We start from the raw sequence: 22,985 nt of genomic DNA on the forward strand, positions 1-22,985 counted from the left end.
GTAGAAAAAGAACCTCCTTTTGCTATAATTAGAAGCGGGTAACGCCAACCGCATAGGGCCTTTGGTTCGGCCTACTTTTTGGAGCTGGACCTCTCGTGCCAGCAGCTCGAACAGAATATCCCGGCCCTCTTCACCGAGCCCGCGTGCGGCCATGTGCTGCGGGCGAAAGGCTTCGTACAGTACGAGAACGGCTGGGTGGAGCTGAACGCCACCGCCGACGGCCTGACGGCAAACGCTATCCCCAAGGGGCAGGAAGTGCTCATCGTGATCGGGGAGGGGCTGGAGAAAGAACGGATTGAGGTGAGATTAAAGGGGTAAGGCGGATCCCCCGTATATCGTTGTATCTTTCCATAAATAGTTTGTCTCCCGCCCAAAGTAGGCGTATAATAGGGGAAAAGAAACGCTAAAGGAGAATCTCCTATGAACGGCACCGCATTGCGCAAACCGACTGCCCGGCGGGTGGTGGGCATGGTGGCGGGCATCGTCATCATCGCCCTTGGCATTGCGCTTTTCAAGCAGTCCCACCTCGGCAACGACTCCATCAGCGCCCTGAACATGCGGCTGGCGGAGCTGCTCGGCATCTCGCTGGGCACCCAGAACCTGTGCACGAACATCCTGTTTTTCCTGCTGGAATTCTGGTTCGGGCGCAAGTACATCGGCCTTGGCACCTTCGTCAACGGCATCTGCATCGGGTACATCGTCACGGCGTTCTATGACCCCATTCACGCCCACTTCGGCGATGCGCCGTCGCTGGCGGTGCAGTTGGCGTGGGTCATCGCGGCGGTGCTGGTCACGGCGCTGGGCGCTTCGCTCTACCAGACCGCCGACCTCGGCATCGCGCCCTACGATTACCTTTCCCTCGGTCTGCGGGACTACACACCCTGCCCGTACTTCGGGTGCCGCATCTTCACCGATGCGCTCAGCGCCCTGCTGTGCTGGCTGCTGGGTGGCCTTGTGGGCCTTGGCACCTTGATCTGTGCGTTCTGCCTTGGGCCCTTCATCCAGTTCTTCGATCGGACGTTCTCCCAGAAGGTGCTGCAATACAAACCGAACAATTGAGAAACCCCGCGGCGTCAAATCATACGCTGCGGGGGTCTTTTTTATTGCTGCCGTTAAGCAGAAAATGAAGGAGATTTATCTTTCAAAACCGCCTGTGGACAGCTGCAAGCCCCTGCACACAGCTCCAAGCTCCGCACCCTTCTGCGGTGAGATCGTCTGTGCCGACATCGGCATCCGGGACGAATGGCACCCGGCAGGTCTTGCACAGCTTTAAACGCGGAATTTTGCCCTTACAAAAAAGCACTTTCCCTTATATTTGCATTGCAAATAAGGGAAAGTGCTTTTGTCTTGCTCACTATGAGGTTACTATCGCAAAGGATACGGTCAACTCCCAATAGCGAAAAGATAATACGGCAGCCTTCACTTTTTCAGCACTACGCACTCATAGGGGCGCAGCGTGTCGGCGGTGTCGGGGTAGTTACCCAGCAGTTTCTCGGCATCGGTCCAGCCTACGGGCAGGGGCTTGGCAATTTCCCGCTCCCGCAGGTTGCAGAGAACCAGCAGCTCCGTCTCGCCGTCGTACCGGTGATAGGCTAACAAATCCGCGTTGTCGGGGTACAAGAACTCGATTTTTCCCGCACTGATGACCGGCATTTTCTTGCGCAGGGCCACCAGCGTTTTGTAAAAGCTGCGGATGGAATCCGGGGCGTCCATTTGGGCAGCGGCGTTGATGGCCTTGTAGTTGTCGGCAATGCCGATCCACGGCGTACCGGTGGTAAACCCGGCGTTCTCGCTCGCGTCCCACTGCATCGGGGTGCGGCTGTCGTCGCGGCTGCGCTGGGCGATAATGTCCAGCGTCTCGGCCTCGGACTTGTCCTGCTGGCGCAGAATCTTATAGTAGTTGAGGCTCTCGACGTCGCGGTATTGCTCGATTTTCGTGAAGTGCGGGTTCGTCATGCCCAGCTCCTCACCCTGATAAATGTACGGTGTGCCGCGCATAAAGTGGATGGCCACCGCCAGCATCTCGGCGCTTTCCTTCCAGTAGGTCGTGTCGCTGCCAAAGCGGCTGACCGCACGGGGCTGGTCGTGGTTGCACCAGAACAGCGCATTCCAGCCGCCGTGGGCCTGCATCCCCTCCTGCCATGTCTGGAACAGTTTCTTCATGGCGAGGTAATCAGGCTCCCTCAATTCCCACTTTTGCCCGTCCTTGTAGTCGACCTTCAGGTGGTGGAAATTAAAGCACATCGTCAGCTCGTGGTTACCCTCAGCGGTGTAGCCGATGCAGTTTTCCAGCGTGGTGGAGGACATCTCCCCCACCGTGATCATGCCATCGATGCCGCCCGCGGCGACCAGCTCCTTCAGGTACTTGTGGACGTTGCGGCCATCGGTGTAGAAGCGGCGGCCGTCGCCCTCAAAATCGTCCTCATAGACCTCCGGCTTGGAAATGACGTTGATGACGTCGAAACGGAACCCCTTGATGCCCTTCGCCTTCCAGAATCGCAGGATGTCGGCCATTTCCTCCCGCACGGCGGGGTTCTCCCAGTTCAGGTCGGCTTGCATCACATCGTACAGGTGCAGATACCACTTGCCGAGCCGTGGTACATATTCCCACGCAGGGCCGCCGAATTTCGACACCCAGTTCGTCGGGCAGCAGTCGGGCGTGCCGTCCTTGAAGATGTAATAGTCCTGGTACTTTTTGTCGCCCGCCAGTGCTTTTTTGAACCACTCATGCTCGGTGGAGGTGTGGTTGAACACCATGTCCAGCATCAGGCCGATGCCGCGCCTGTCCGCCTCGCGGATAAGCTCCTCCAGATCCTCCATCGTGCCGTAGCGCGGGTCAACGGCACGGTAGTCGGCCACATCATAGCCGTTGTCGCGCTGGGGCGAGGGGAAGAACGGCGTCAGCCAGAGATAGTCAACGCCCAGGTCGGCGAGGTAGTCCAGTTTCGCGGTGACGCCCTTCAAATCGCCGAAGCCGTCACCGTTCGAGTCCATGAAGGATTTCGGGTAAATTTGGTAGACAACTTTATCTTTAAAATCATTCATGGTACACACCTCACAAAATCAGGCAACGCCTTTTTTCTTGCCGACGATGACGGTCAGCACAAAGGGGACGACGATGGCAATGGCCATGCACAGCGCAAAGCTGAGCATATAGGCGGGCTGGATTGACAAAATACCAGGGATGCCGCCGACACCGATGGCGTTGGCCGTGGTGGAAGTTGCCACACAGACGACCGCTGCGATGGCAGATCCAATCATGCCGCAGATAAACGGGAAGTGGAATTTCAGGTTGACGCCGAACATAGCGGGCTCGGTAACGCCCAGATAGCAGGAGATGCAGGAGGGAACGTTGACTTCCTGTTCGGCAGCATTCTTGCGCTGCAGGTAGATCATGCCCAGCACAGCGGAGCCCTGTGCAATATTGGAAAGGGCGATCATCGGCCACAGCATGGTGCCGCCAAAATCGGCGATCAGCTGCATATCAATGGCATTGGACATGTGATGCAGGCCGGTGATGACCAGCGGGGCATAAACAAAACCGAAGATTGCGCCAAAGACCACGCGGAAGGAGCCGGAAATGCCGGCGTAGACGATGTCAGAAATGAAGGTGCCGATCTTCCAGCCGATGGGGCCAAGGACAGTGTGGGCGATGATGACGGACAGCACCAGCGAGCAGAAGGGCACAACGATCATCGAGATGACCGGCGGGCAGATCTTGCGGAAGAATTTTTCTAGATAGACCAGCGTGAACGCGGCCAGCATGGCGGGAATGACCTGCGCCTGATAGCCGATCATGTTGATGGTGAAGAAGCCAAAATCCCATTTCGGGATGTCCGCCGCCGCAGTAGAAGCCACGGCGTAAGCGTTGAGCAGCTGCCCGGAAACCAGCGTCAGGCCGAGGACGATGCCCAGGCTTTGGGTCGTGCCCATTTTCTTTGTGACAGACCAGCAGATGCAGACCGGCAGCATATGGAAGATGGCTTCGCCAATCAGCCACAGGAAGCTGTCAACGCCGGACCAGAACTGGCTGATGTTGCACAGCGTCTGGGTGCCGTTATTAAAAAAGTAGATGCTGTCAATGCAGTTGCGGAAGCCGAGAATCAAACCGCCGGTGATGATGGCGGGAATCAATGGGGCAAAAATCTCCGCAAGCACGCTCATGACCTTCTGCAATGCGTTCTGGTTCTGCTTGGCTGCGCTCTTGACGGCCTCCTTCGAGACACCGTCGATGCCGGAGACGGCAATAAAGTCATTGTAGAAATCGCTGACCGTATTGCCGATGATGACCTGGAACTGGCCCGCCTGGGTGAAAGTGCCCTTGGCGGATTTCAGTGCCTCGATCTTGGCAACGTCCGCCTTGGCGGGATCATTCAGCACAAAACGCATCCTGGATACACAGTGCGAAACTGCCGCGATGTTCTCTTTGCCGCCAACGTACTCAAGCAGCAGCCTTGCGTCTTCTTGGTATTTTCCCATGACTCATTTCTCCTTTATCTTTTTGATGATTCGTCCAACTTGTTCATACAAGTTTTTGTTTGTGGTTTCAGTATAGTTCACTTGTTCAGACAAGTCAAGCGGATTTACAAAAAATCATGTTCTGTTTAAAAATTTTCAGCATTTCGGACAAGAGAATGCCTTGAAATTCAGGCGCAATCACGGTATACTAAAACAAATGTTTGAACAAGTTGAGGTAAACAGCCATGCCAAAAGCAAAATATGAAGGAATTTACCGCAGTATCAAAAAACGGATCGAAGCGCAGGACTATCCTTACCAGTCCCTGCTTCCCAGTGAAAATACGCTGATTGCAGAATACGCCTGCTCCCGCAACACAGTTCGACGCGCATTGGCGGAGCTGGTAGCCGACGGCTATGTGCAGACCATGCAGGGGCGCGGCGTGCGGGTCATCTACCAGCCGGTGGGAAAGACGACCTTTACCATCGGCGGCATCGAGACGTTTCAAGAAACCGCCCGCCGCAACCACCTTCGCGCCGTGACGAAGGTCACGAAGTTTGGGACTGTCATCGCAACGGAACAGTTTGCCGCGGAAAGCGGATTTTCTGAGGACGATGAATTGTGGGCGGTACAGCGTGTGCGTTATCTGGACGGAAAAGCACTGATTCTGGACATCAACTACTTTTTAAAGGAGTTTGTCCCCGGCCTGACACCGGAAATTGCCGCAAACTCTATCTACGATTATATTGAGAACACACTGGGAATGCAGATCATCACCAGCAAGCGCCGCATCACGGTGGAGCACGCCACCGCCCGCGACGAAAAGCTGCTGGACATGGGCACCTATGGCTGCGTGGTCGTCGTCGCAAACCAGACTTTCAACGCCGCCGGTCTGCTGTTTGAGTACACCCAGTCCCGCCACCAACCGGACTATTTCTCCTTTCAGGACATTGCCACGCGGAAAAAGTGAGCGGCAGACACCCGGCGCAGGGGGATCCACCTGGGATTTTGCGCTGGGCCGGGGCTCCGGCAAAATGGGTTTTAGGGTGTCCCTGAATCAGAATCTGTTTTATAGATGCAATGCTTGCTAACCATCGCTTACGCTCTGGCTACCCCCTTCGGGGGCTTTGTACTGCTGACAGGGTGCGGCTGCGCTTGGCAATGTACAGGGGATAGGATAGCAATTCCTGACCGTATCTTTTTGTTAATGACTATTTCGTTTATATACACAAACCGAGTCAAAAGCCGTTTTGCAGAACACTTTACCGGGAGAGTTGACAAACCCGCCGTTTTTGCGTATTATAATAGGAACAAGGGGGTTGTGTGCCCCTTTGGCAAAAAGCGAACAGCCTTGACGAGGAGAGTACGCCCCGCCTGCGCCTGACAGAAAGCCCGAAGGATGGAACCGGGCAGGTGAGCACGGAGTGGAAGATGGCCTCTGAGCTGTGGGGGTGAAGCGGCACGCCGCCAAGCCCCCGCCGGGTGCGCCCGTTACCGCGCGGAGGCCGGTTTTACCCCGGCACGCAAGGCCATGCCCGCAAGGGCGTGGCGAAGCAAGGTGGTACCACGGAAGTTCAGCTCCCGTCCTTGTCCGGTGCATTCCGGCAGGACGGGAGCTTTTTTGTGACACAGCCACAACAGAAAGGAAGAATCATCCCCCATGAGCGAACACAACACATTCTACATCACGACCCCCATCTACTACCCCAGCGACAAGCTGCACATCGGCCACAGTTACACCACCGTGGCCTGCGACGCGCTGGCCCGCTTCAAGCGGATGCAGGGAAAGGAAGTCATGTTCCTGACCGGCACCGATGAGCACGGCCAGAAGATCCAGGACAAGGCCGCCGATGCAGGCGTGACCCCCAAGGAGTACGTTGACCGGATCGTTGCCACCGTCAAGGATCTGTGGAAGCTGCTGGATGTCAGCTATGACCGCTTCATCCGCACCACCGATGACTACCATGTGGAGACCTGCCAGAAGATCTTCACCCAGCTGTATGAGCAGGGCGATATCTACAAGGGCGAGTACATCGGCCACTACTGCAAGCCCTGCGAGAGCTTCTGGACCGACAGCCAGCTGGTGGACGGCAAGTGCCCCGACTGCGGCCGCGAGGTCTATGATGCCCACGAGGAGGCTTACTTCTTCAAGACCGGCAAGTATGCCGACCGCCTGCTGAAGTACTACGAGGAGAACCCCCAGTTCATCCAGCCCGAGAGCCGGAAGAACGAGATGATCGCCTTTATCAAGCAGGGCCTGCAGGACACCTGTGTTTCCCGCACCTCTGTCAAGTGGGGCATCCCCGTACCCTTTGACCCCAAGCACACCATGTATGTCTGGGTCGATGCGCTGAGCAACTATATCTCCGCGCTGGGCTACGGCAACGAGACCTACCACGATTACAACAAGTTCTGGCCTGCTGACCTGCACATGGTGGGCAAAGAGATCCTGCGCTTCCACACCATCCTGTGGCCCGCCATGCTGATGGCTCTGGATCTGCCGCTGCCCAAGCGCGTGTTTGGCCACGGCTGGCTGCTGATGAACGGCGGCAAGATGTCCAAGTCCGTGGGCAACGTTGTTGACCCCGTGGTCCTGTGCGACCGCTACGGCGTGGACTCCATCCGCTACTTCCTGCTGCGTGAGATCCCCTTTGGCAACGACGGCATGTTCACCAACGAGGCCCTGATCAACCGCATCAACAGCGACCTGGCCAACGACCTGGGCAATCTGCTCAGCCGCACCGTTGCCATGTGCGAAAAGTACTTCGGCGGCACGGTCCACAAGGCCGCTGGCACCGAGGCCATCGACACGGAGCTGGAGACCATGGTCAATGAGCTGCTGGGCAAGGTCACTGCCGATATGGACAACCTGACCATCCCCCAGGCCCTGATGGATATCTTTGCCGTGATCCAGCGCGCCAACAAGTATATCGACGAGACCGCTCCCTGGGCTCTGGCCAAGGATGAGGCCAACAAGGCCCGTCTGGAGAGCGTGCTCTACCACCTGTGCGAGGCACTGCGTGTGGCAGGCATCCTGCTGAACGCTTACCTGCCCTCCACCGCTCCCAAGATGATGGATCAGCTGGGCCTGTCCACTGCCGACATCGACCTGAGCAAGGCTGCTTACGGCGTGCAGGAGACCTACACCGTCCACAAGGGCGATGCCCTGTTCCCCCGCATTGACGTGGCCAAGGAGATTGCCCACCTGAAGGAAGAGGACGAGAAGCGCAAGGCCGCTGCCGAAGCTGCCAACAAGGCCAAGGCCGAAGCCGAAAAGGCTGCTGCCGCCCCCGCTGCTGAGGAGAGCACCGTTGATTTCACCCATGAGGAAGAGATCGACTTTGACACCTTCTGCAAGGTGGAGCTGCGCGTGGCCGAGGTGCGCGCCTGCGAGAACCTGAAGGAGAGCAAGAAGCTGCTCCACCTGACCGTGTTTGACGGCGAGCGTGAGCGCTGCATCCTGTCCGGCATTGCCAAGTGGTTCAAGCCGGAGGATCTGATCGGCAAGAAGATCGGCATCGTCTGCAATCTGGCCCCCCGCCCCATGCTGAAGGGCAAGTATGTCAGCGAGGGCATGATCTTTGCTGCCGACACCGCTGACGGCGGCTGCTCCATCGCCTTCTACGGCGACAACACCCCCGTTGGCAGCCGCATCCACTGAGCCATGGAGACACAGCTGAGCCGCGCCGAAAAGCTGGACCGGCTTTTCGGCACACCGGCTTTTGCCGTTATCATCGCCATCCTTTGCAACGCCATGTGGGGTTCGGCTTTCCCTTTCATCAAGCTGGGTTACCGGCTCTTTGCCATCGACACCGCTGACACGGCCTCCATTCTCTGCTTTGCAGGGGTACGGTTCATGCTGGGCAGTGTGCTGGTACTGGGCGGCAGCCTGCTGCTGGAGGGCAGGCTCCCCGCCATGCCCAAGGGGAAGATCCTGGCCGAATGCTGTGCATTGGGCCTGTGGCAAACCACAGCGCAGTATGCCTTTTTCTACAGCGCTGTTGCCCTGCTCACCGGTGCCTTTGGGGGCATCCTGAACAGCACCCAGAGCTTTCTGGGGGTCATCTTCGCCCATTTCCTTTACGGCAGGGCTGACCGCATGACCCCGGCCAAGGCGCTGGGCTGCGGCATCGGCTTTGCGGGCGTTCTCATCGCCACGTTGGGCAACCACGGCGGCGGCAGCGCCCGGGGCGTAGCCTATATGCTCATTGCCACCGTCCTTTTCACGCTGGCAGGCCCCTGGAACAAATCCGTCACCCGCCGGGCAGACAGCTTTGCCGTCTGCTTTGTGAACCTGTTCGTGGGCGGTGCAGCCCTGTTCCTGCTGGGCGCTGTTCTGGGCGGACGGCTGGAACACTGGTCTGTGCTCAGCGTGCTGGACCTGCTGGCGCTGGCTTTCATCTGCGGCGCGGGCTACATCGTCTGGGCCCTGCTGATGAAGAACAACCCCGTCAGCCGGATTGCCATCTTCGGGTTCGTGAACCCGGTGGTGAATGTCCTGCTCAGCGCCCTCATCAATGGGGAGCCGCTGTTCCGGTGGCAGTATCTGGGGGCGCTGGTGCTGGTCTGCATCGGCATCTGGCTGGTAAACAAGGCCCCCGCCAAAAAGGAGCGTGCCCTGTAATATGGAATACCCCATTTTTGATACCCACGCCCATTACAGCGCCCGTGCCTTTGACGCGGACCGCTTTGCCCTGCTGGACAGCCTGCCCGGCAAAGGGGTGGTGGGCGTGTGCGAGCAGGCCACCCATTCGGGCGATGCGCCCAAGGTGCTGGAGCTGGCCCACAAATATCCCTGGGTGTACGCCGCCGTCGGCATCCACCCGGAGAGCCTGCTGGCCCCGGAGGATTGCGGTGAGGAAGGCCCCGCCCCTACTGTCTCGGTATACAGCGGCGACTGGGCCGCAGAGATGCGTGCCCTTGCCCCCTATTACGAGGACCCCAAGGTGGTGGCTGTGGGGGAGTGCGGACTGGATTACCACTGGCCCGTGCCCAAGGATGCCCAGCTGGCGCTGTTTGAGGCCGAGATCCGGCTGGCACTGGAACTGGACAAGCCCATCATCGTACACGACCGCAGCGCCCACGCCGATGTCTACGCCTTGCTGAAAAAGTACCGGCCCAAGGGCATCGTCCACTGCTATTCCGGCAGCGCCGATGACGCGCTCTGGCTGGCAGAGCAGGGGCTCTACATTGGCTTTGGCGGGGCCTGCACCTTCAAGGGGGCCAAGCGTGCCGCCAAGGCCATTGCCACCCTGCCGCTGGAACGCATCGTCCTGGAAACTGACTGCCCCTATATGGCCCCGGAGCCTGTCCGCGGCACCCGCTGCGACAGCTCCCTCATCCGCTATGTGGGCGAGCATATCGCCAGCACCAAGGGTGAGGAACCGGAGCAGGTGTTCCGGCAGACGGTGGAGAATGCCTGCCAGGTATATAACCTCTCCGTCTGAAACCGACAGCAGCCGTGCATAGAGGGCAGGGCCTATCCGTTATCTACAAAAGCATTAAGCTTCTGTATAAATCAAGCAATAAACTACAAATAGTCAATTAAGGAGATATCACTTATGAAAGCTCGTATTCCGCAGCACCGTGAATTCATCATCAACTTCCCCGACACTGTTGACAACGCCAAGGCCAACGAGGGCTGGGCAAAGCTGCAGCAGATCGTGGAGGACTACAAGAAGGACCACAACGGTGCTTCCGTCTACGCACCCAGCTTCATCGAGGACTGCGAGCCTGCCGTCAAGAAACTGCAGGAAGAGTATGGTTTCGAGTACACCGTTGAATACGTGAAGTAAGTTCTGAGTTTTCAGTATATTGCATTAAAAAGAGCAGAGTGTTCCAGCCAGCTGGCTGGAGCGCTCTGCTCTTTGTTTTATTCCAGGTACTGCGGCAAATTCCATGAGCCGCGCAGTACACGGTGGATCTCCACCACCTTGACGTTCTCATTGACATGGTAAAACACCAGATACTGGTCTGCCACCAGCTTGCGGTAAGTCGGGTCAAGGGCATAGACTTCACACATCCGTGGGGTATCCCCCAGCTTTGTGATCTTTTCCCGCATTTCTTTCAGCACACGGCGGGCCGTTTGGGGGTAGAAGCCGGACAAATACCGGGCAATGTCATTCAAGTCCTGTACAGCAAGGGGCAGGTATTTGATCTTATACGTCATACTGTTCGTGGAGCGTCTCCCATACGCTTTCATGCTCTGTCCACTGCGTGTTGGGGTCTGCCGCCTGCTGTTTTGCCTTGGCAAGCTCCTCGGCAACATACCGCTGGTGCATGAACTCCTCATACTTGGCGTAGTCCTCAATGTTGATGAGGACGGATTCCCCACGACCATGATTTGTGATAATAACATGATTGTGGTCTTTCAACATCTCTGAAATTTCCGCGTAGTGGTTGCGCAGATCACGGGATGGGCGAACAAATGTCTGCATCATAAGTGACACCTCCTGTCAAAAGCATTGTATCACATTATGACTACATATACAAGGATCATTACAATCGTTTTATTTCAGCTCCATATTGATGGACTTTTCCGTAAAGCCATAGTTCCGGTACATCTCATACGCCTTTTTATTTCTGGCGTTCACCTGCAGTTCAATGGTGTCGCATCCCTTTTCTGCTTTGAGTTGCTTCACCTTATCAAAGAACTGGTGCCCGATTCCCTTCCCGCGATACGCCTCATCCACCGCCATGGTGCTGACGAACAAAATATCCTTTGTTACCTGCGCCGGGCCTTCCACATGGCGCTTGAAGACTTCCAGAACACCAACAACGATGCCGTCCGTCTCGGCAATATACCAGCTGTCTCCTTTCAGGAGTTCGCCAAACAGTTCCTTTGTGATCAACGGGCTGGCCGGCTTGTAGACATCCGGCCGCCAATCCACGTGCATCTGCTGCACCTGATCCATAATAGCAGAAAATCGGTCATAATCCTGCATTTGCGGGGTACGAATCGTAATTTTCATATCGTTTTCTCCTTGTTGTATCAAAAATACCCTGTCTGACACGGTTTCGGGTCCAGACAGGGTATTTTGAGTTTCTTTTCAGTTGCCCGCTTCCACCTTGCTCAGCAGGATGCGGTCATTGTCCAGGGCCTTACCGGCGTTCTCGCGGAACTTTTCCAGCAGGTCGTCCACGGTCATCTTACTGCGCTCCTCGCCCTTGACATCGAACACGATGCGGCCGCCGTCCATCATCAGGGTGCGGTTGCCCAGCTCGAGGGCCTGATGCATGTTGTGGGTGACCATCAGGCAGGTGATCTTTTTCTCGGCCACGATGCTCTTGGTCAGCTCCAGCACCTTCTCCGCCGTGGCAGGGTCCAGGGCTGCGGTGTGCTCGTCCAGCAGCAGGAGCTTGGGGGTAACGAGGGTGGCCATGAGCAGGGTCAGCGCCTGCCGCTGGCCACCCGAGAGCAGGCCCACCGGCTGCTTCATCCGGTCCTCAAGGCCCATGTTCAGCAGGGCAAGTTTTTCCCGGAACAGCTCCTTATCCTTGCGGGAGATGCGGGAGAAGATAGCGTGGGGGGCGGTTCCTGCCCGGAGATAGGCCAGCGCAAGGTTTTCCTCAATGGTCATGTTGGGGGCCGTGCCCTTGAGGGGGTCCTGGAACAGGTGGCCGATGACCTTGCTGCGCTCGTACTCGGGCGCAAAGGTAATGTCCTGCCCGCCCAGCACGATGCTGCCCTCGTCGGCAATGAAACCGCCGGTGATGGCGTTGAACATGGTGGATTTGCCCGCGCCGTTGGAGCCCACGATGGTGGCAAAGTCGCCTGCCTCCATGTGCAGGCTCACACCGTTCAGGGCCACCTTTTCGTTGACGGTACCGGGGTTAAAGGTCTTGTGCAGGTTGTTCAGCTCCAGCATTTCCATTTCAGTGCACCTCCTTCCGGGCATTGTGCTTGCGCTGCTCAAAGGCAAACTTTGCCCGGATGGCGGGCATCGAGATGGCCACAGCCACGATGAGGGCACTCACCAGCTTCATGGCGGCGGCGGGCACATTGAAGCGCAGGGCCACGGCCACGATAAAGCGATACAGGCAGCTGCCGAACACCACGCCCAGCACCCGGCGCACCATGGTGCGCTTGCCCACCAGCGTTTCGCCGATGATAAGGGAAGCCAGTGCAATGGTCACCATGCCAGTGCCCACGTTGATGTCGCTGCTCTTCTGATACTGGGCCAGCAGGCCGCCGGAAAGGGCGGTCAGCGCGCCCGAGATGCACAGGCCCACTGTGATGGTGAAGGCCGGGTTGATGCTGGAGGCCCGCACCATGGCGGCATTGTCGCCGGTGGCGCGGATGGAAAGGCCCAGCCGGGTGCCCAGGAAACCCACCATAGCGGCACAGGCGATCACAATGACCGCCGCCGCGATGACCAGCTTATACCAGCCGCCCGTAAAGGCCAGCGCGGATTTTGCCAGCGAGAATACCGTATCGGTCTTGACCAGGGACATCGTGGACGAAAAGCCCATGACCGCCAGATTGATGGTGTACAGGCCGGTGTTCACGATGATGCCTGCCATGATGCTCTCAACGCCCAGACGTGTCTGCAAAAAGGCAGTGACAAAACCCGAACACACACCCGCTGCCATAGCCGCGAACAGGGCCAGGATGGGGTGGCCTGTCAGCGCCACCTGACAGGCCACGGCACAGCCAAGGGTGAAGCAGCCATCGGTGGACAGGTCGGCAATGTTCAGGATCGAATAGCTCAGAAACAGTGCCAGCGCCACCAGACCGTAAATGCAGCCCAGCTCCAGCGCCGTCTGGATCACGTTGAGCGAAAAGATACTCGCCAGCATGGTTGATGTACTCCTTTTTAGAAATTCTCCTGCGTGGTCACTACCACAATTTCGGTGCAATAGGGCTTGAAGGCTTCCTTGACGGTGTCGAGGTCAAGGCCCAGTGCCTCACAGCTCTCGGTGTTGATGGTGACGATGCCGTTGTCGAAGGTCTGGTAGGGCAGGTCTGCGGGGGTCTTGCCGCCGCAGAGCAGCTCCACCACCATATCGGCGGTGGCCTCGCCCAGCTGGACGTAGTCCACGCCGTAGCCCACAAAAGCACCGTTCAAAGCAAAGCTGTCGGCACCAGTGAAGTGCATCACGCCTGCATCGGTAAAGGTCTCATAGATGGACAGCTCGGCGGTCATCACGGTGTTGTCGGTGGGGGTGAACACTGCCTTGACACCGGCAGCCACAAGGGCCTCAGCAGCCATCTGCACCTCGGCGGTGGTGGTACCGTTCTTTTCAATGTACTTGATGCCCTTGCTGTCGCAGAACGCCTTGGCATCGGCGATGGCCTGGGTGGAGGCATCCTGGCTCAGGTCGTACAGCAGACCGATGGTGTCGATGTCGGGGTTGATGGCAGTGATGAGGTTCATAATGGCCTCGGTGTTCAGAGCATCGGAGGTGCCGGTGATGCCCTCCTCCCCATCAAACCCGGCGGAAACAGGGTCGGTGACGGCAGAGTAGACCACAGGGATGTCGGTATCTTCCACAGCGGCCAGCATGGTGGCGGCAGTGGGGGTGGCCACGGCCACAATGACATCTACCTGGTCGGCCACGAGGTCTGCACCGATCTGGTTCAGGTTGGACTGGTCAGCCTGGGCGTTGGCGTAGTAATCGGCATAGTCGAAGGTCACGCCCTTCTCCGCGCCCACCTTATCCAAACGGCTCTCAACAGAGGCCACGATCTGGTTCAGGGATGCATGATCCACATAGTTGACGATGCCCACCTTAAAGGTCTGGCCTGCTTCAGAAGCGGCGGCAGCGGAACCGGCAGCACTGGAAGCGGTGCTGGATGCTGCGGCAGAAGAGCCGGAGGAGCCGCAGCCGGTCAGGCCCAGTGCGGATACGACAGCGGCTGCGGCGGTAGCCTTCAGGAAGCTGCGGCGGGAGATCATGTTCATGGTTTTCATAGCGGTTGCTCCTTTCCCGGAGCGGGCGGCCCAAAAATAAATAAAACCCGCTCCACCTGCGGAACGGGTAAAATAAAAACGGCCCCGTCCCTGTGTGTTCATCCACAAGGACAGAGTCGAGAAATTCGAATCTGCGGTGCCACCTTGCTTGCTCCACTCGTCTTCCCACCATGGAAAACTGCAGGAGCCCCTCAACGGAGAGCCAACACTCCCCTGCCCTGTAACGGAGGCTTCCGTCCCAAGCTACTAAAGGCACTGCCCTGTTCGCCCGGCCCTCGGCGGCCCACGAACTCTGCCCCGCTCTCTGCCCGTTTTCACCATTCGGGCTCACTGTAAGTGCGCTTGCAGGTTCTCTTCCGCCTCATCGGTTTGTTGATTGCATTATACGCTTTATTTTCATAAAGTCAAGAGGGAATTTTTCATTTTTTCGGCCGCAAAGATGAAATGCTTCTTGGATGTTCCGCAGCAGCCCTCCTGCCCGGATCTCCCCGGTGCGGCCCGGGCAGCTCTGCCGGGGCAAAAGAAGCCTTCTTCCTGCCATAGGTCATACTTTCTCTCCGCTCCGGGACGCATTTCCACTTTCAGTATCCCCGTTGCTGCGCACAAAGTTCGCAGTTTCTGCCACAGTTTCCACACTATTTTTATTCTTTTCCCGAGTTTTGCTCTAAATTCTCTTCAAAGGGCTTGACAGAAAAATGTTTTTTGCGATAAACTAATTCTATGAAATATTTTCGTTGTATCCAACGATGTCAAACATGCAACTCGGAGAGGACACTACCACCATGTCGATGACCCTGAATCCCGTCAACGAAGCCGCTTTTCAGAAAGCTGTACAGTCTCTGGAGACCCTGAACCGGGCCGCCGTGTTCCACCCCACCGGCACCGGCAAAAGCTGTATTGCCTGGAAGGTGGTGGAGGCTCACCCCCAGACCACCTTTTTCTGGCTGGTGGCCGGTGCACAGCGTCTGGCCCTGCGGCAGGCAGAGCTGACACGCTACAACGGCGGCACCCTGCCCGGCAATGTCCGCTTCTGTGATTGCGAAAAGCTGGCCGCCGCCACCCCGGAGCAGTGGGTGCGGCTGGGGGAGCAGAAACCCGGCTGCATCGTGCTGGACTGCTACCATGAGTTGAGCGCCGTGTGCTGGGCACAGTCGGTGCAGAAGCTGCTGCGGATGTGCCCCCAGGCAAAGGTGCTGGGGCTGGGTGTGCCCAACGGTGCCCCCGTCTGCGCCGCCGCGCAGGAGCTGTTTGCCGACTGCATCGTCTCCCACATGACTGTGGCCGAGGCCATGGCCGCCGGGACCATGCCAGTACCCTCAGCCTATGCAGCCCTGCTCTGGCCTCAGGAGGAGGAGCTGGCCACCCTGCGCGCCCGGATCAAAAACCTGTGTATGCCCAAGGGCGACACCTCCCTGCGCGTTCAATATGAAGAGCTGAGCTGGTCTCTGCGTCAGGTGGAAAACCTGACCGTTCTGCTGCCCCGCCTGCTCAGCGATACCAGCGGCCATTATCTGGTCCTGTTTGAATCCGCCGCCTATCAGGAAAAGCTGGGCACAGAGCTGGAACAGCTGCTGCGCACTGTGGACCCTGCTGTCCGCTTTTACGCTGCAGATCACGCCTGCTTTGCGGATTCTGCTGCCGTGGAGACCTTTCTCTCCGATACAGCCCCCGGCCCCAAGGTTCTGCTCTGCGTCAACGCGCCGGGAGTCCAGCAGCCGCTGGAGGGGCTGGCCGGGGTCATTCTGGTGCGCCAGTCCAGCCTGATGTCCACCTTCAAGCAGATGCTCTGCCGCGCGCTGGTGGCTGCCGGCAGCCGCAGCGTGCCGGTGTTCGACCTTGTGGCACAGTTCGAGGGGCTGGGCAACGGCCGTACCCTGCAGCGTGACTGCACCGAGGCCATGACCAGGGCCGGCAGCAAAACGCCGGGCTTCCGGCAGGAGCGCCCCATGCAGCAGACCTACCGCCTGTACGGCAAGCTGCGCCGGGAGATGGAAGCCCGCTGGGAGGTTCTGTGTCAGGCTGCCGCCGATGCCGCTGCCAAAGAGGGTACCCTGGAGCTGCCCCGGAGCTATACCATCCACAGCGGCGTGCCCGTGGGCAAGTGGCTCGAGCTCCAGCGGCAGGTACAGGCCGGGCAGCGCCCGGGCCGCCTGACAGCGGAGCAGGCCGCCAAGCTGGAAAAACTGGGCATCCGCTGGAACCACCGGCTGGAAGCTGCCTGGGAAAAAGGCTTTGCCTCCGCGCAGAAATACCGCACCGAGCACGGCGACCTGCTGGTTCCAGTGCGCTACCGCGATAAAAATGATTTTGCACTGGGCGAGTGGATCGTCTACAACCGCCAGCGCTATCTGGGCGGCAACCTGACCCAGAACCGCATCGAGCGGCTGGAAGCCATCGGCATGGTGTGGAGCACCTCCAACGACCTGTGGGAGCAGAACTATGCTGCCGCCACCCAGTATTATCTGGAGCACGGTGATCTGGAAGTGCCCATCAAGTACGAAACGCCCTCCGGCTTCGGTCTGGGGGTCTGGCTGGGGGCCCAGCGCGCCGCTCACAAGGCAGGCGAGCTGCCACAGGAGCAGGTGGAGCGGCTGGACGCTCTGGGCATGGACTGGACCAACCGCAACGACCGCAAGTGGATGTCCCTGTACGATGTTGCCGCCGCCTACTACCATGAGCACGGCAACCTGAACGTCCCCTCGGAGTATGTCACGCCGGACGGAGTACTGCTGGGCAAGTGGGTAGCGCGCCAGCGCTATGCCTACCTGAACCCGGATCGCTCCAGCGCCCGGGTCACCCCTGAGCGCAAGGCCCTGCTGGACAAGCTGGGCATGGTGTGGGAAAAGTATGACCCCTGGCAGGAGCGCTATGATCTGGCTCTGGCCTACAAGACAGAGCACGGCGATCTGGAGATCCCCTCTGTCTACAAGACTGAGGACGGCGTTTGGCTGGGCAGCTGGGTCAGCCGTCAGCGGCAGGCCCTGAACTCCGGCAGCAGCGCCCTGAGCAGTGAGCGCCGCAAGCTGCTGCGCACCCTGTTCAAGGGCGAGCGCCGCCCCAGTGATCCCGCTGCTGACCACGGCACCGTGCGCGAGGCCAACTGGGAGCGGAACTTCCGCAGTGCCGCCCGCTATGCCCGCAAATACAAGCACCTGCTGGTCCCCGCCAGCTATGTGGACAGCGACGGTGTCCGGCTGGGCGTGTGGGTCTCCAACCTGCGTGCAGCCCGCAAGAACCGCCCGGATTCCTATCAGGTCACGCCCGCCCACATCAAAAAGTTGAACAGCATCGGCATGGTGTGGGATGCCCGGGATGCCAAGTGGGGAACTGCCTATCAGCAGGCCAAGGCCTACTACAAGGCCCACGGCAACCTCCACGCCGCCGCCAACTACAAATCCGACGAAACCGGCTTCTGCCTGGGCGACTGGCTCCGCCGGATGCGGGAGTGGGATACCACCCACGACCCCAAGCTCACCCCTGAGCGCCGCGCAATGCTGGATAAGATCGGGATGGAGTGGAGCGAATAAGAGAAAAAAGCCACCGGTTTTTGCCGGTGGCTTTTCTGATGCAGATTACAGCTGATCCAGCTCCTGCTGCAGCTGGGCCAGCGCATTGCGGATGGGCAGATGCTGGGGGCAGGCCGCCTCGCACTTGCCGCAGCGGACGCAGTGGCTGGCCTTTTCGGCATCGGGGAAGTGGGCTTCCCACTGGTGCTTGATGGCCTCGGGCTGGCCGAACATCCCCAGCTTGTTCCAGATGCTGAAGTTGTCCGGGATGTCCACCCCCATGGGGCAGGGCATACAGTACCGGCAGCCGGTGCAGCCGACCTTGATGCGGCTGTGCAGGAAGGCGGCGGTCTGCTCCACCGCGGCGGTCTCTGCAGCGGTCAGCGGCTCAAAGCGGGCAAAGGTGGCCAGGTTATCCGTGAGCTGATCCTCGGCACTCATGCCCGAGAGGATGACATGGACGTTCCGGTGGCTGCCCACCCAGCGCAGGGCCCAGGAGGCATCCGAGGCTTCGGGCCGCAGGGCCTTGAGGGGTGCTTCGGCCTCCGGGGGCAGGTTGGCCAGTGTGCCGCCCTTGATGGGCTCCATAATGATGAGGGGGATGTTCAGCTCCTCGGTCAGCTGATAGCCGCGGTCACCCGAGATCTCCTCGGCACGGTCATCGGTGTCCAGATAGTTATACTGCAGCTGGCAGAAATCCCAGGGCTGATCCCGCAGGATGTGCTCAAGGCCCGCCGCGTTGTCGTGGCAGGAGAAGCCGAAGCTGCGGATGCGGCCCAGCTTTTTCTGCTCCCACAGCCAGTCCACGATGCCCATTTCCTTGGCCCGGTCGTACCGGGCGGCGTGCAGGGAGTGCAGCAGGTAGAAGTCGATGTACTCCACGCCCAGCCGCCGGAGCTGCTCTTCAAAGATGTGCTGGGCCTCCTCCAGGCTCCCGCACTGCCACAGCGGCATCTTGGTGGCCAGATAAAAGCTCTCCCGGGGCCACTTTGCAATGACCCTGCCCACAAAGGGCTCGCTCTGGCCGCCGTGGTAGGGGTAAGCGGTGTCAAAATAGTTCACGCCTGCATCCCGCGCGGCGTTCAGCAGCGCTTCGGCCCGGGGCTCGTCAATGGCTCCCTCCGGTGTGGTGGGAAACCGCATACAGCCATAGCCCAGCAGGGAGGTGCGGATGCTCTCCCCTGCGCCGTTCTGCTTTTTCCATGCTCTGTATTCCATCTCTTTTGTGCAGCTGGCTGCCGTGTTCCAGCCGCTCCTCCTTTTGTCCCCAGTATACCGGAAAAATCCCGCGCTGACAAGAAAGATGTTCCGCTTCTTGTTCTGCCGCCGGAAATATGGTATACTTATAATCCAAATTTTATCATGTTATCAACTAAATCAGATAGCGCTAAGGAGTATCATGGAACCTTTCAACACCCCTTTGAAGATCAGGGAGATCTCCCTGCCCCACCGGGCAGTGTTCGGCCCCATGGCGGGCTTTACCGATGCCCCGGCCCGGCGGCTGATGGCCCAGCACGGAGCCGGTTTTACCGTCAGTGAGATGGTGTCCAGCCGGGCGCTGGTATACGGCGACCACAAAACCGTCAGCCTGCTCAAGGCCGAGCCCAACGGTGCCCCCTACGGCGTGCAGATCTTTGGCGAAGTGCCCGAAATCATGGGGCAGGCCGCTGCCGCCGTGGAGCAGTACGCGTTCGATTTTCTGGACATCAACATGGGCTGCCCGGCCCCCAAGATCGTCTCGGGCGGGGCGGGCAGCAAGCTGATGCTTGACCCCGACCGCTGCGGCCGCATTGTGGAGGAAGTGGTCAAAAACACCTCCCGCCCCGTCACCGTAAAGATGCGCAAGGGCTGGGACGCGGAACACGTCACGGCCGTGGAATGCGCCAAAGCCTGTGAACAGGCGGGCGCGGTGCTCATCGCCGTCCACGCCCGCACCCGGGAGCAGATGTACACCCCGGGCATCGACCCGTCCATCATTGCGGCGGTGAAGGATGCCGTCCACGTTCCCGTGCTGGGAAACGGCGATATCCGCACCGCTGAGGATGCTGTGCGGATGGTGGAGGAGACCGGCTGCGACGGCGTGATGATCGCCCGGGCCGCTCTGGGCGACCCCTGGCTCTTTGAGCGGGTGAACGCCGCGCTGGAGGGCCTGCCCGCCCCCAAGGAGCCGAACCTGCAGGCCCGGATGAACGCCCTGCGCCGGCAGGTAGAGGAGATGGTGGAGCAGAAGGGCGAGTTCGTTGCCATGCCCCAGGCCCGGGCCCAGACCATGCACTACATGAAGGGCCTGAAGGGGGCCGCCAGCCTGCGGCGCTACTGCTGTGAGCTGAGCCGCCTCTCTGACCTCGACACCCTCATCGACGCGGTGTTCGAGCAGCAGCGCAGGGCCGCGCAGGACCCCGATGACACCCGCGAGGTGCCGTTCCCGTAAGCGGGAAATTTCCGATACTGAAAAGAGGACTGACGCATGACTGCATTTCATTCTTCGCCCCGGATGCTGGGGCAGAAGCAGGACAAGTTCTGGCTCACCGTGGGGCTCTGCGCCCTGACAGCCGCCCTCATCTTCCTGCCGTTCTATCTGCTGGACGGCGGCTTTTTCCACTATGCAGGCGATTTCAACAGCCAGCAGATCAGCTTTTACCGCTACATGAACGGCTTTCTCAAGGGGGCAGGCTACCCCGCCGGATACGAAGGCGTGAAGAACACCTTTTCCTGGGCAACTGACCTGGGCAGCGGAACCATGAACGCCTATTCGTTCTACCTGTACGGCTCCCCCTTCTTCTGGTTTTCCCTGCTCTTCCCGCAGAACTGGCTCCCCTACCTCATGGTGCCGCTGCTGGTGCTCAAGTTCGCGGTGGCGGGCGGCGGCGCGTATCTGTACCTGCGCCGCTACGTCAAAGACCCGAACTTTGCGGTGCTGGGTGCGGTCCTCTACGCCTTTTCGGGCTGGGGGCTGTACAACATCTTCTTCAACCACTTCATCGATGTGCTGGCCCTCTTCCCCTGGATGCTCTGGGCACTGGATGAGACCATTTACGAGCACCGCCACGGATGGTTCGCCTTCTGGGTGGCGGTGAACCTGCTCAACAACTACTTCTTCTTTGTGGGGCAGGTGCTCTTCCTTGTTATCTACTTCGTCTGCAAGCTCTCCGCCGGGGAGTTCCGGCTCACGCCCCGCCTCTTCGGTCAGCTGGCCTTTGAGAGCCTGCTGGGCGTGGCACTGGGCTTTGTGGTGCTCTGGCCCACTGTCCTCAGCGTGCTGCAGAACCCGCGCACCATCGACCTTTCCTCCGGCTGGGGCTTTCTGACCTATTCCAAGCCCCAGCAGTATCTGGCCATTCTGCTGAGCTGGGTGCTGCCCCCGGATTCCCCCTATATGACCTCCATCTGGTCCGAGGGCATCATCAAATGGACCAGCATGACAGCCTATCTGCCCCTGTGCAGTCTGGCCGGTGTGGTGGCCTACTGGCGTGCCCGGCAGGGCGACAGCAAAAAGCGGATCATTGCCGTCTGCATGGTATTTGCGCTGGTGCCCATCCTGAACAGCGCGTTCTATGCCCTCAATTCCAGCTACTATGCCCGGTGGTTCTATATGCCGGTGCTCATCCTTGCGGCCATGACGGTGAGCGCGTGGGAGGACCCCAGCCTCGACCTCCCCCGCCCCGCCCGGAGCATTGCCTTTGTGATGATCGCCACGCTGGCCTTTGCACTGGTGCCCGTGCAGGATGCCGCCACCAAGGAGTGGAGCCTGGGCGTGCTGCAGAATCCGGGCCAGTACTGCGCCGTACTTGCCTTTGGTCTGGGCGGGCTGGCCGTCTACCATTGCATCTGCAGGCGCTGGCAGCAGCGCAGGGTCTTTGCCCGCCGCCTGCTGGCCGGTGTGCTGGCGTTCAGCTGCCTGTTCGGCATCGTCCACATCGGCATTGGCAAGTTCGGCCAGTGGAACACCGACAGTGACCTTGTGGAGCAGTACATCAACGCGCTGGCCCTGAAGGAGGATCTGCCCGAGGGCGACTGGCGCATTGACACCTACAAGACCCACGACAATCTGGGCCTGTGGCTGGACAAGAGCTGCCTGCAGTATTTCGGCAGCACCGCCGCTCCCAGCATCCTCAGCTTCTACCCGGCACTGGGGGTCAAGCGGGATGTGCGCAGTCAGCCCGAGCTCTCCAACTACGCCCTGCGCGGCCTGCTCAGCGTCAGATACCTGCTGACCACACTCGCGCATCAGAAGCAGTTCCACGCTGAGGCCGATGAGGGCTGGGCGTATTACGATACCCTGGACGGCTATGTTCTCTACGAGAACCAGAACTACGTTCCCATGGGCTTCACCTACGATTACTACCTCACCGAGACCCAGTACGAGGACACCGTGACCCCCACCCGCTCCAACCTGCTCATGCGGGCACTGGTGCTCACTGAGGAGGATGCGGTGGCCTACGGGCAGTACCTCACGCCCCTGCCCACGGCAGAGCTCAACGATCTGACCTACACCCGCTACACCCAGGATTGCGCCGACCGCCGGGCCTCTGCCTGCACCGCCTTTGAGATGACCAGCGCAGGCTTCCACGCCGAGGCCACGCTGGACAGGGCCAATCTGATGTTCTTCTCCGTGCCCTACGATGACGGCTTCACGGCCTATGTGGACGGGCAGGAGACCGAGATCCTGCGGGTGGACGAGGGCCTGATGGCCGTCCTCTGCCCCGCCGGAACGGTCACCATCGACTTTGTCTATCAGCCGGACGGCATCCGCCTGAGCCGGACTGTCACCCTTGCCGCCCTGCCCGTGTTCCTGCTCTACGCCGGGCACTTTGCCTGGGACGAAAAGAAAAGACGGAAGCATTAAAAAAGCCGCCACTCCAAGAAGCGACAGCTCAAAGAAAAGCTCAACTGAAAGAAGGTATCCTATGGGCCCCTGGTATTACGAGGTCGTCAGCTTTGACGGCGATTATGTCAACCTGCGCCGCACCGACATTGAAAGCGACGAGCTGAATCCCGTTGCGCTGGCCCTGCTGCCGCCCGAGATCGAGGTGGGCAGCAAGGTCAAGTGCGAGTATTTTCAGTATGAGGTGATCGGCTGAACCTCTCCGTCATCCCGGCGGGATGCCA

Annotated in this window: 22 protein-coding genes; 13 read left to right on the forward strand and 9 right to left on the reverse strand. The window is 59.4% G+C overall.

What is annotated here, in order from left to right:
- Nucleotides 1-78: 78 nt before the first annotated feature.
- From J3353_RS11425 to J3353_RS11435, 3 genes are all read left to right on the forward strand, one after another.
- The gene (locus tag J3353_RS11425; protein ID WP_207684880.1) at nt 79-318 is read left to right on the forward strand and encodes a GTP-binding protein; all 240 of its coding nucleotides are present in this window, start codon (nt 79-81) and stop codon (nt 316-318) included.
- A gap of 102 nt (nt 319-420) precedes the next feature.
- A complete protein-coding gene (locus J3353_RS11430; protein WP_097771470.1) occupies nt 421-1,059 on the forward strand; it encodes a YitT family protein in 639 nt (212 codons plus the stop codon).
- A 64-nt stretch (nt 1,060-1,123) separates the two neighbouring features.
- Nucleotides 1,124-1,273, forward strand: a complete 150-nt coding sequence (locus tag J3353_RS11435) for a hypothetical protein (RefSeq protein ID WP_156073391.1) — start codon at nt 1,124-1,126, stop codon at nt 1,271-1,273.
- Nucleotides 1,274-1,419: 146 nt separating this feature from the next.
- Here J3353_RS11435 and treC read toward each other — a convergent pair whose 3' ends face one another.
- Nucleotides 1,420-3,045: an alpha,alpha-phosphotrehalase gene (gene treC, locus J3353_RS11440; RefSeq protein WP_207684881.1), complete on the reverse strand. Its 1,626-nt coding sequence runs from the start codon at nt 3,043-3,045 to the stop codon at nt 1,420-1,422.
- Nucleotides 3,046-3,063: 18 nt separating this feature from the next.
- Nucleotides 3,064-4,479: a PTS system trehalose-specific EIIBC component gene (gene treP / locus J3353_RS11445; RefSeq protein ID WP_207684882.1), complete on the reverse strand. Its 1,416-nt coding sequence runs from the start codon at nt 4,477-4,479 to the stop codon at nt 3,064-3,066.
- Between the two features lie 224 nt (nt 4,480-4,703).
- Here treP and treR point away from each other — a divergent pair, with 224 nt between their 5' ends.
- The 6 genes from treR to J3353_RS11470 all read left to right on the forward strand — a co-directional run bounded on the left by treR (nt 4,704) and on the right by J3353_RS11470 (nt 10,251).
- On the forward strand, nt 4,704-5,426 hold the full coding sequence (treR, locus tag J3353_RS11450; protein ID WP_207684883.1) for a trehalose operon repressor: 723 nt from the start codon (nt 4,704-4,706) through the stop codon (nt 5,424-5,426).
- A 353-nt stretch (nt 5,427-5,779) separates the two neighbouring features.
- Complete coding sequence (locus J3353_RS16480) at nt 5,780-5,911, forward strand: hypothetical protein (RefSeq protein WP_255536604.1); 132 nt, start codon at nt 5,780-5,782, stop codon at nt 5,909-5,911.
- A 205-nt stretch (nt 5,912-6,116) separates the two neighbouring features.
- Complete coding sequence (gene metG / locus J3353_RS11455; protein ID WP_207684884.1) at nt 6,117-8,117, forward strand: methionine--tRNA ligase; 2,001 nt, start codon at nt 6,117-6,119, stop codon at nt 8,115-8,117.
- 3 nt (nt 8,118-8,120) lie between these two features.
- Nucleotides 8,121-9,080 carry a DMT family transporter gene (locus J3353_RS11460; protein WP_207684885.1) on the forward strand — a complete coding sequence of 320 codons (960 nt, stop codon included), beginning with the start codon at nt 8,121-8,123 and terminating at the stop codon, nt 9,078-9,080.
- 1 nt (nt 9,081) lies between these two features.
- A complete protein-coding gene (locus J3353_RS11465) occupies nt 9,082-9,903 on the forward strand; it encodes a TatD family hydrolase (protein ID WP_207684886.1) in 822 nt (273 codons plus the stop codon).
- Between the two features lie 114 nt (nt 9,904-10,017).
- The gene (locus J3353_RS11470) at nt 10,018-10,251 is read left to right on the forward strand and encodes a hypothetical protein (protein ID WP_005933001.1); all 234 of its coding nucleotides are present in this window, start codon (nt 10,018-10,020) and stop codon (nt 10,249-10,251) included.
- Nucleotides 10,252-10,328: 77 nt separating this feature from the next.
- Here the strand turns inward: J3353_RS11470 and J3353_RS11475 are convergent, their stop codons facing one another.
- The 6 genes from J3353_RS11475 to J3353_RS11500 all read right to left on the reverse strand — a co-directional run bounded on the left by J3353_RS11475 (nt 10,329) and on the right by J3353_RS11500 (nt 14,370).
- The gene (locus tag J3353_RS11475) at nt 10,329-10,625 is read right to left on the reverse strand and encodes a type II toxin-antitoxin system RelE/ParE family toxin (protein ID WP_097770883.1); all 297 of its coding nucleotides are present in this window, start codon (nt 10,623-10,625) and stop codon (nt 10,329-10,331) included.
- Nucleotides 10,615-10,896, reverse strand: a complete 282-nt coding sequence (locus J3353_RS11480) for a type II toxin-antitoxin system prevent-host-death family antitoxin (protein WP_097770882.1) — start codon at nt 10,894-10,896, stop codon at nt 10,615-10,617. Before J3353_RS11480 ends, J3353_RS11475 begins: the two co-directional genes overlap by 11 nt.
- Nucleotides 10,897-10,965: 69 nt before the next feature.
- Nucleotides 10,966-11,427 (reverse strand): GNAT family N-acetyltransferase, encoded by a 462-nt coding sequence (locus J3353_RS11485; RefSeq protein WP_207684887.1) that lies wholly within the window; start codon nt 11,425-11,427, stop codon nt 10,966-10,968.
- Between the two features lie 78 nt (nt 11,428-11,505).
- Nucleotides 11,506-12,324 (reverse strand): ABC transporter ATP-binding protein, encoded by an 819-nt coding sequence (locus tag J3353_RS11490; protein WP_035394259.1) that lies wholly within the window; start codon nt 12,322-12,324, stop codon nt 11,506-11,508.
- 7 nt (nt 12,325-12,331) lie between these two features.
- Nucleotides 12,332-13,255 carry an ABC transporter permease gene (locus J3353_RS11495; protein ID WP_005932996.1) on the reverse strand — a complete coding sequence of 308 codons (924 nt, stop codon included), beginning with the start codon at nt 13,253-13,255 and terminating at the stop codon, nt 12,332-12,334.
- A gap of 17 nt (nt 13,256-13,272) precedes the next feature.
- Nucleotides 13,273-14,370 carry an ABC transporter substrate-binding protein gene (locus J3353_RS11500; protein WP_207684888.1) on the reverse strand — a complete coding sequence of 366 codons (1,098 nt, stop codon included), beginning with the start codon at nt 14,368-14,370 and terminating at the stop codon, nt 13,273-13,275.
- Between the two features lie 755 nt (nt 14,371-15,125).
- Between J3353_RS11500 and J3353_RS11505 the strand changes: the two genes are divergently transcribed.
- Nucleotides 15,126-17,897: a Helicase associated domain protein gene (locus J3353_RS11505; protein WP_207684889.1), complete on the forward strand. Its 2,772-nt coding sequence runs from the start codon at nt 15,126-15,128 to the stop codon at nt 17,895-17,897.
- 45 nt (nt 17,898-17,942) lie between these two features.
- Here J3353_RS11505 and J3353_RS11510 read toward each other — a convergent pair whose 3' ends face one another.
- Nucleotides 17,943-19,094, reverse strand: a complete 1,152-nt coding sequence (locus tag J3353_RS11510) for an aldo/keto reductase (RefSeq protein ID WP_207684890.1) — start codon at nt 19,092-19,094, stop codon at nt 17,943-17,945.
- Nucleotides 19,095-19,275: 181 nt separating this feature from the next.
- Here J3353_RS11510 and dusB point away from each other — a divergent pair, with 181 nt between their 5' ends.
- The 3 genes from dusB to J3353_RS11525 all read left to right on the forward strand — a co-directional run bounded on the left by dusB (nt 19,276) and on the right by J3353_RS11525 (nt 22,957).
- Entirely contained in the window at nt 19,276-20,307 is a 1,032-nt protein-coding gene (gene dusB, locus J3353_RS11515) for a tRNA dihydrouridine synthase DusB (RefSeq protein ID WP_097770875.1), read from the forward strand.
- A 36-nt stretch (nt 20,308-20,343) separates the two neighbouring features.
- On the forward strand, nt 20,344-22,722 hold the full coding sequence (locus tag J3353_RS11520) for a YfhO family protein (RefSeq protein WP_242700939.1): 2,379 nt from the start codon (nt 20,344-20,346) through the stop codon (nt 22,720-22,722).
- Nucleotides 22,723-22,783: 61 nt separating this feature from the next.
- Nucleotides 22,784-22,957, forward strand: coding sequence for a chorismate--pyruvate lyase (locus J3353_RS11525; protein ID WP_097770869.1), 174 nt, complete (start codon nt 22,784-22,786; stop codon nt 22,955-22,957).
- Nucleotides 22,958-22,985 lie beyond the last annotated feature (28 nt).

Source organism: Faecalibacterium sp. Marseille-Q4137, from assembly GCF_017377535.1.
GTDB classification, from domain to species: domain Bacteria; phylum Bacillota; class Clostridia; order Oscillospirales; family Ruminococcaceae; genus Faecalibacterium; species Faecalibacterium duncaniae.

What these genes read in the sequence shown, in the direction of transcription:
- dusB (WP_097770875.1), top strand. Translation starts at nt 19,276, where the DNA reads ATGGAACCTTTCAACACCCCTTTGAAGATCAGGGAGATCTCCCTGCCC.
- J3353_RS11500 (WP_207684888.1), bottom strand. Translation starts at nt 14,370, where the DNA reads ATGAAAACCATGAACATGATCTCCCGCCGCAGCTTCCTGAAGGCTACC.
- J3353_RS11505 (WP_207684889.1), top strand. Translation starts at nt 15,126, where the DNA reads ATGCAACTCGGAGAGGACACTACCACCATGTCGATGACCCTGAATCCC.
- J3353_RS11470 (WP_005933001.1), top strand. Translation starts at nt 10,018, where the DNA reads ATGAAAGCTCGTATTCCGCAGCACCGTGAATTCATCATCAACTTCCCC.
- treC (WP_207684881.1), bottom strand. Translation starts at nt 3,045, where the DNA reads ATGAATGATTTTAAAGATAAAGTTGTCTACCAAATTTACCCGAAATCC.
- J3353_RS11465 (WP_207684886.1), top strand. Translation starts at nt 9,082, where the DNA reads ATGGAATACCCCATTTTTGATACCCACGCCCATTACAGCGCCCGTGCC.
- J3353_RS11430 (WP_097771470.1), top strand. Translation starts at nt 421, where the DNA reads ATGAACGGCACCGCATTGCGCAAACCGACTGCCCGGCGGGTGGTGGGC.
- J3353_RS11510 (WP_207684890.1), bottom strand. Translation starts at nt 19,094, where the DNA reads ATGGAATACAGAGCATGGAAAAAGCAGAACGGCGCAGGGGAGAGCATC.
- J3353_RS11525 (WP_097770869.1), top strand. Translation starts at nt 22,784, where the DNA reads ATGGGCCCCTGGTATTACGAGGTCGTCAGCTTTGACGGCGATTATGTC.
- J3353_RS11490 (WP_035394259.1), bottom strand. Translation starts at nt 12,324, where the DNA reads ATGCTGGAGCTGAACAACCTGCACAAGACCTTTAACCCCGGTACCGTC.
- J3353_RS11435 (WP_156073391.1), top strand. Translation starts at nt 1,124, where the DNA reads ATGAAGGAGATTTATCTTTCAAAACCGCCTGTGGACAGCTGCAAGCCC.
- J3353_RS11520 (WP_242700939.1), top strand. Translation starts at nt 20,344, where the DNA reads ATGACTGCATTTCATTCTTCGCCCCGGATGCTGGGGCAGAAGCAGGAC.
- metG (WP_207684884.1), top strand. Translation starts at nt 6,117, where the DNA reads ATGAGCGAACACAACACATTCTACATCACGACCCCCATCTACTACCCC.
- J3353_RS11485 (WP_207684887.1), bottom strand. Translation starts at nt 11,427, where the DNA reads ATGAAAATTACGATTCGTACCCCGCAAATGCAGGATTATGACCGATTT.
- J3353_RS11475 (WP_097770883.1), bottom strand. Translation starts at nt 10,625, where the DNA reads ATGACGTATAAGATCAAATACCTGCCCCTTGCTGTACAGGACTTGAAT.
- J3353_RS11480 (WP_097770882.1), bottom strand. Translation starts at nt 10,896, where the DNA reads ATGATGCAGACATTTGTTCGCCCATCCCGTGATCTGCGCAACCACTAC.
- treP (WP_207684882.1), bottom strand. Translation starts at nt 4,479, where the DNA reads ATGGGAAAATACCAAGAAGACGCAAGGCTGCTGCTTGAGTACGTTGGC.
- J3353_RS11495 (WP_005932996.1), bottom strand. Translation starts at nt 13,255, where the DNA reads ATGCTGGCGAGTATCTTTTCGCTCAACGTGATCCAGACGGCGCTGGAG.
- treR (WP_207684883.1), top strand. Translation starts at nt 4,704, where the DNA reads ATGCCAAAAGCAAAATATGAAGGAATTTACCGCAGTATCAAAAAACGG.
- J3353_RS11460 (WP_207684885.1), top strand. Translation starts at nt 8,121, where the DNA reads ATGGAGACACAGCTGAGCCGCGCCGAAAAGCTGGACCGGCTTTTCGGC.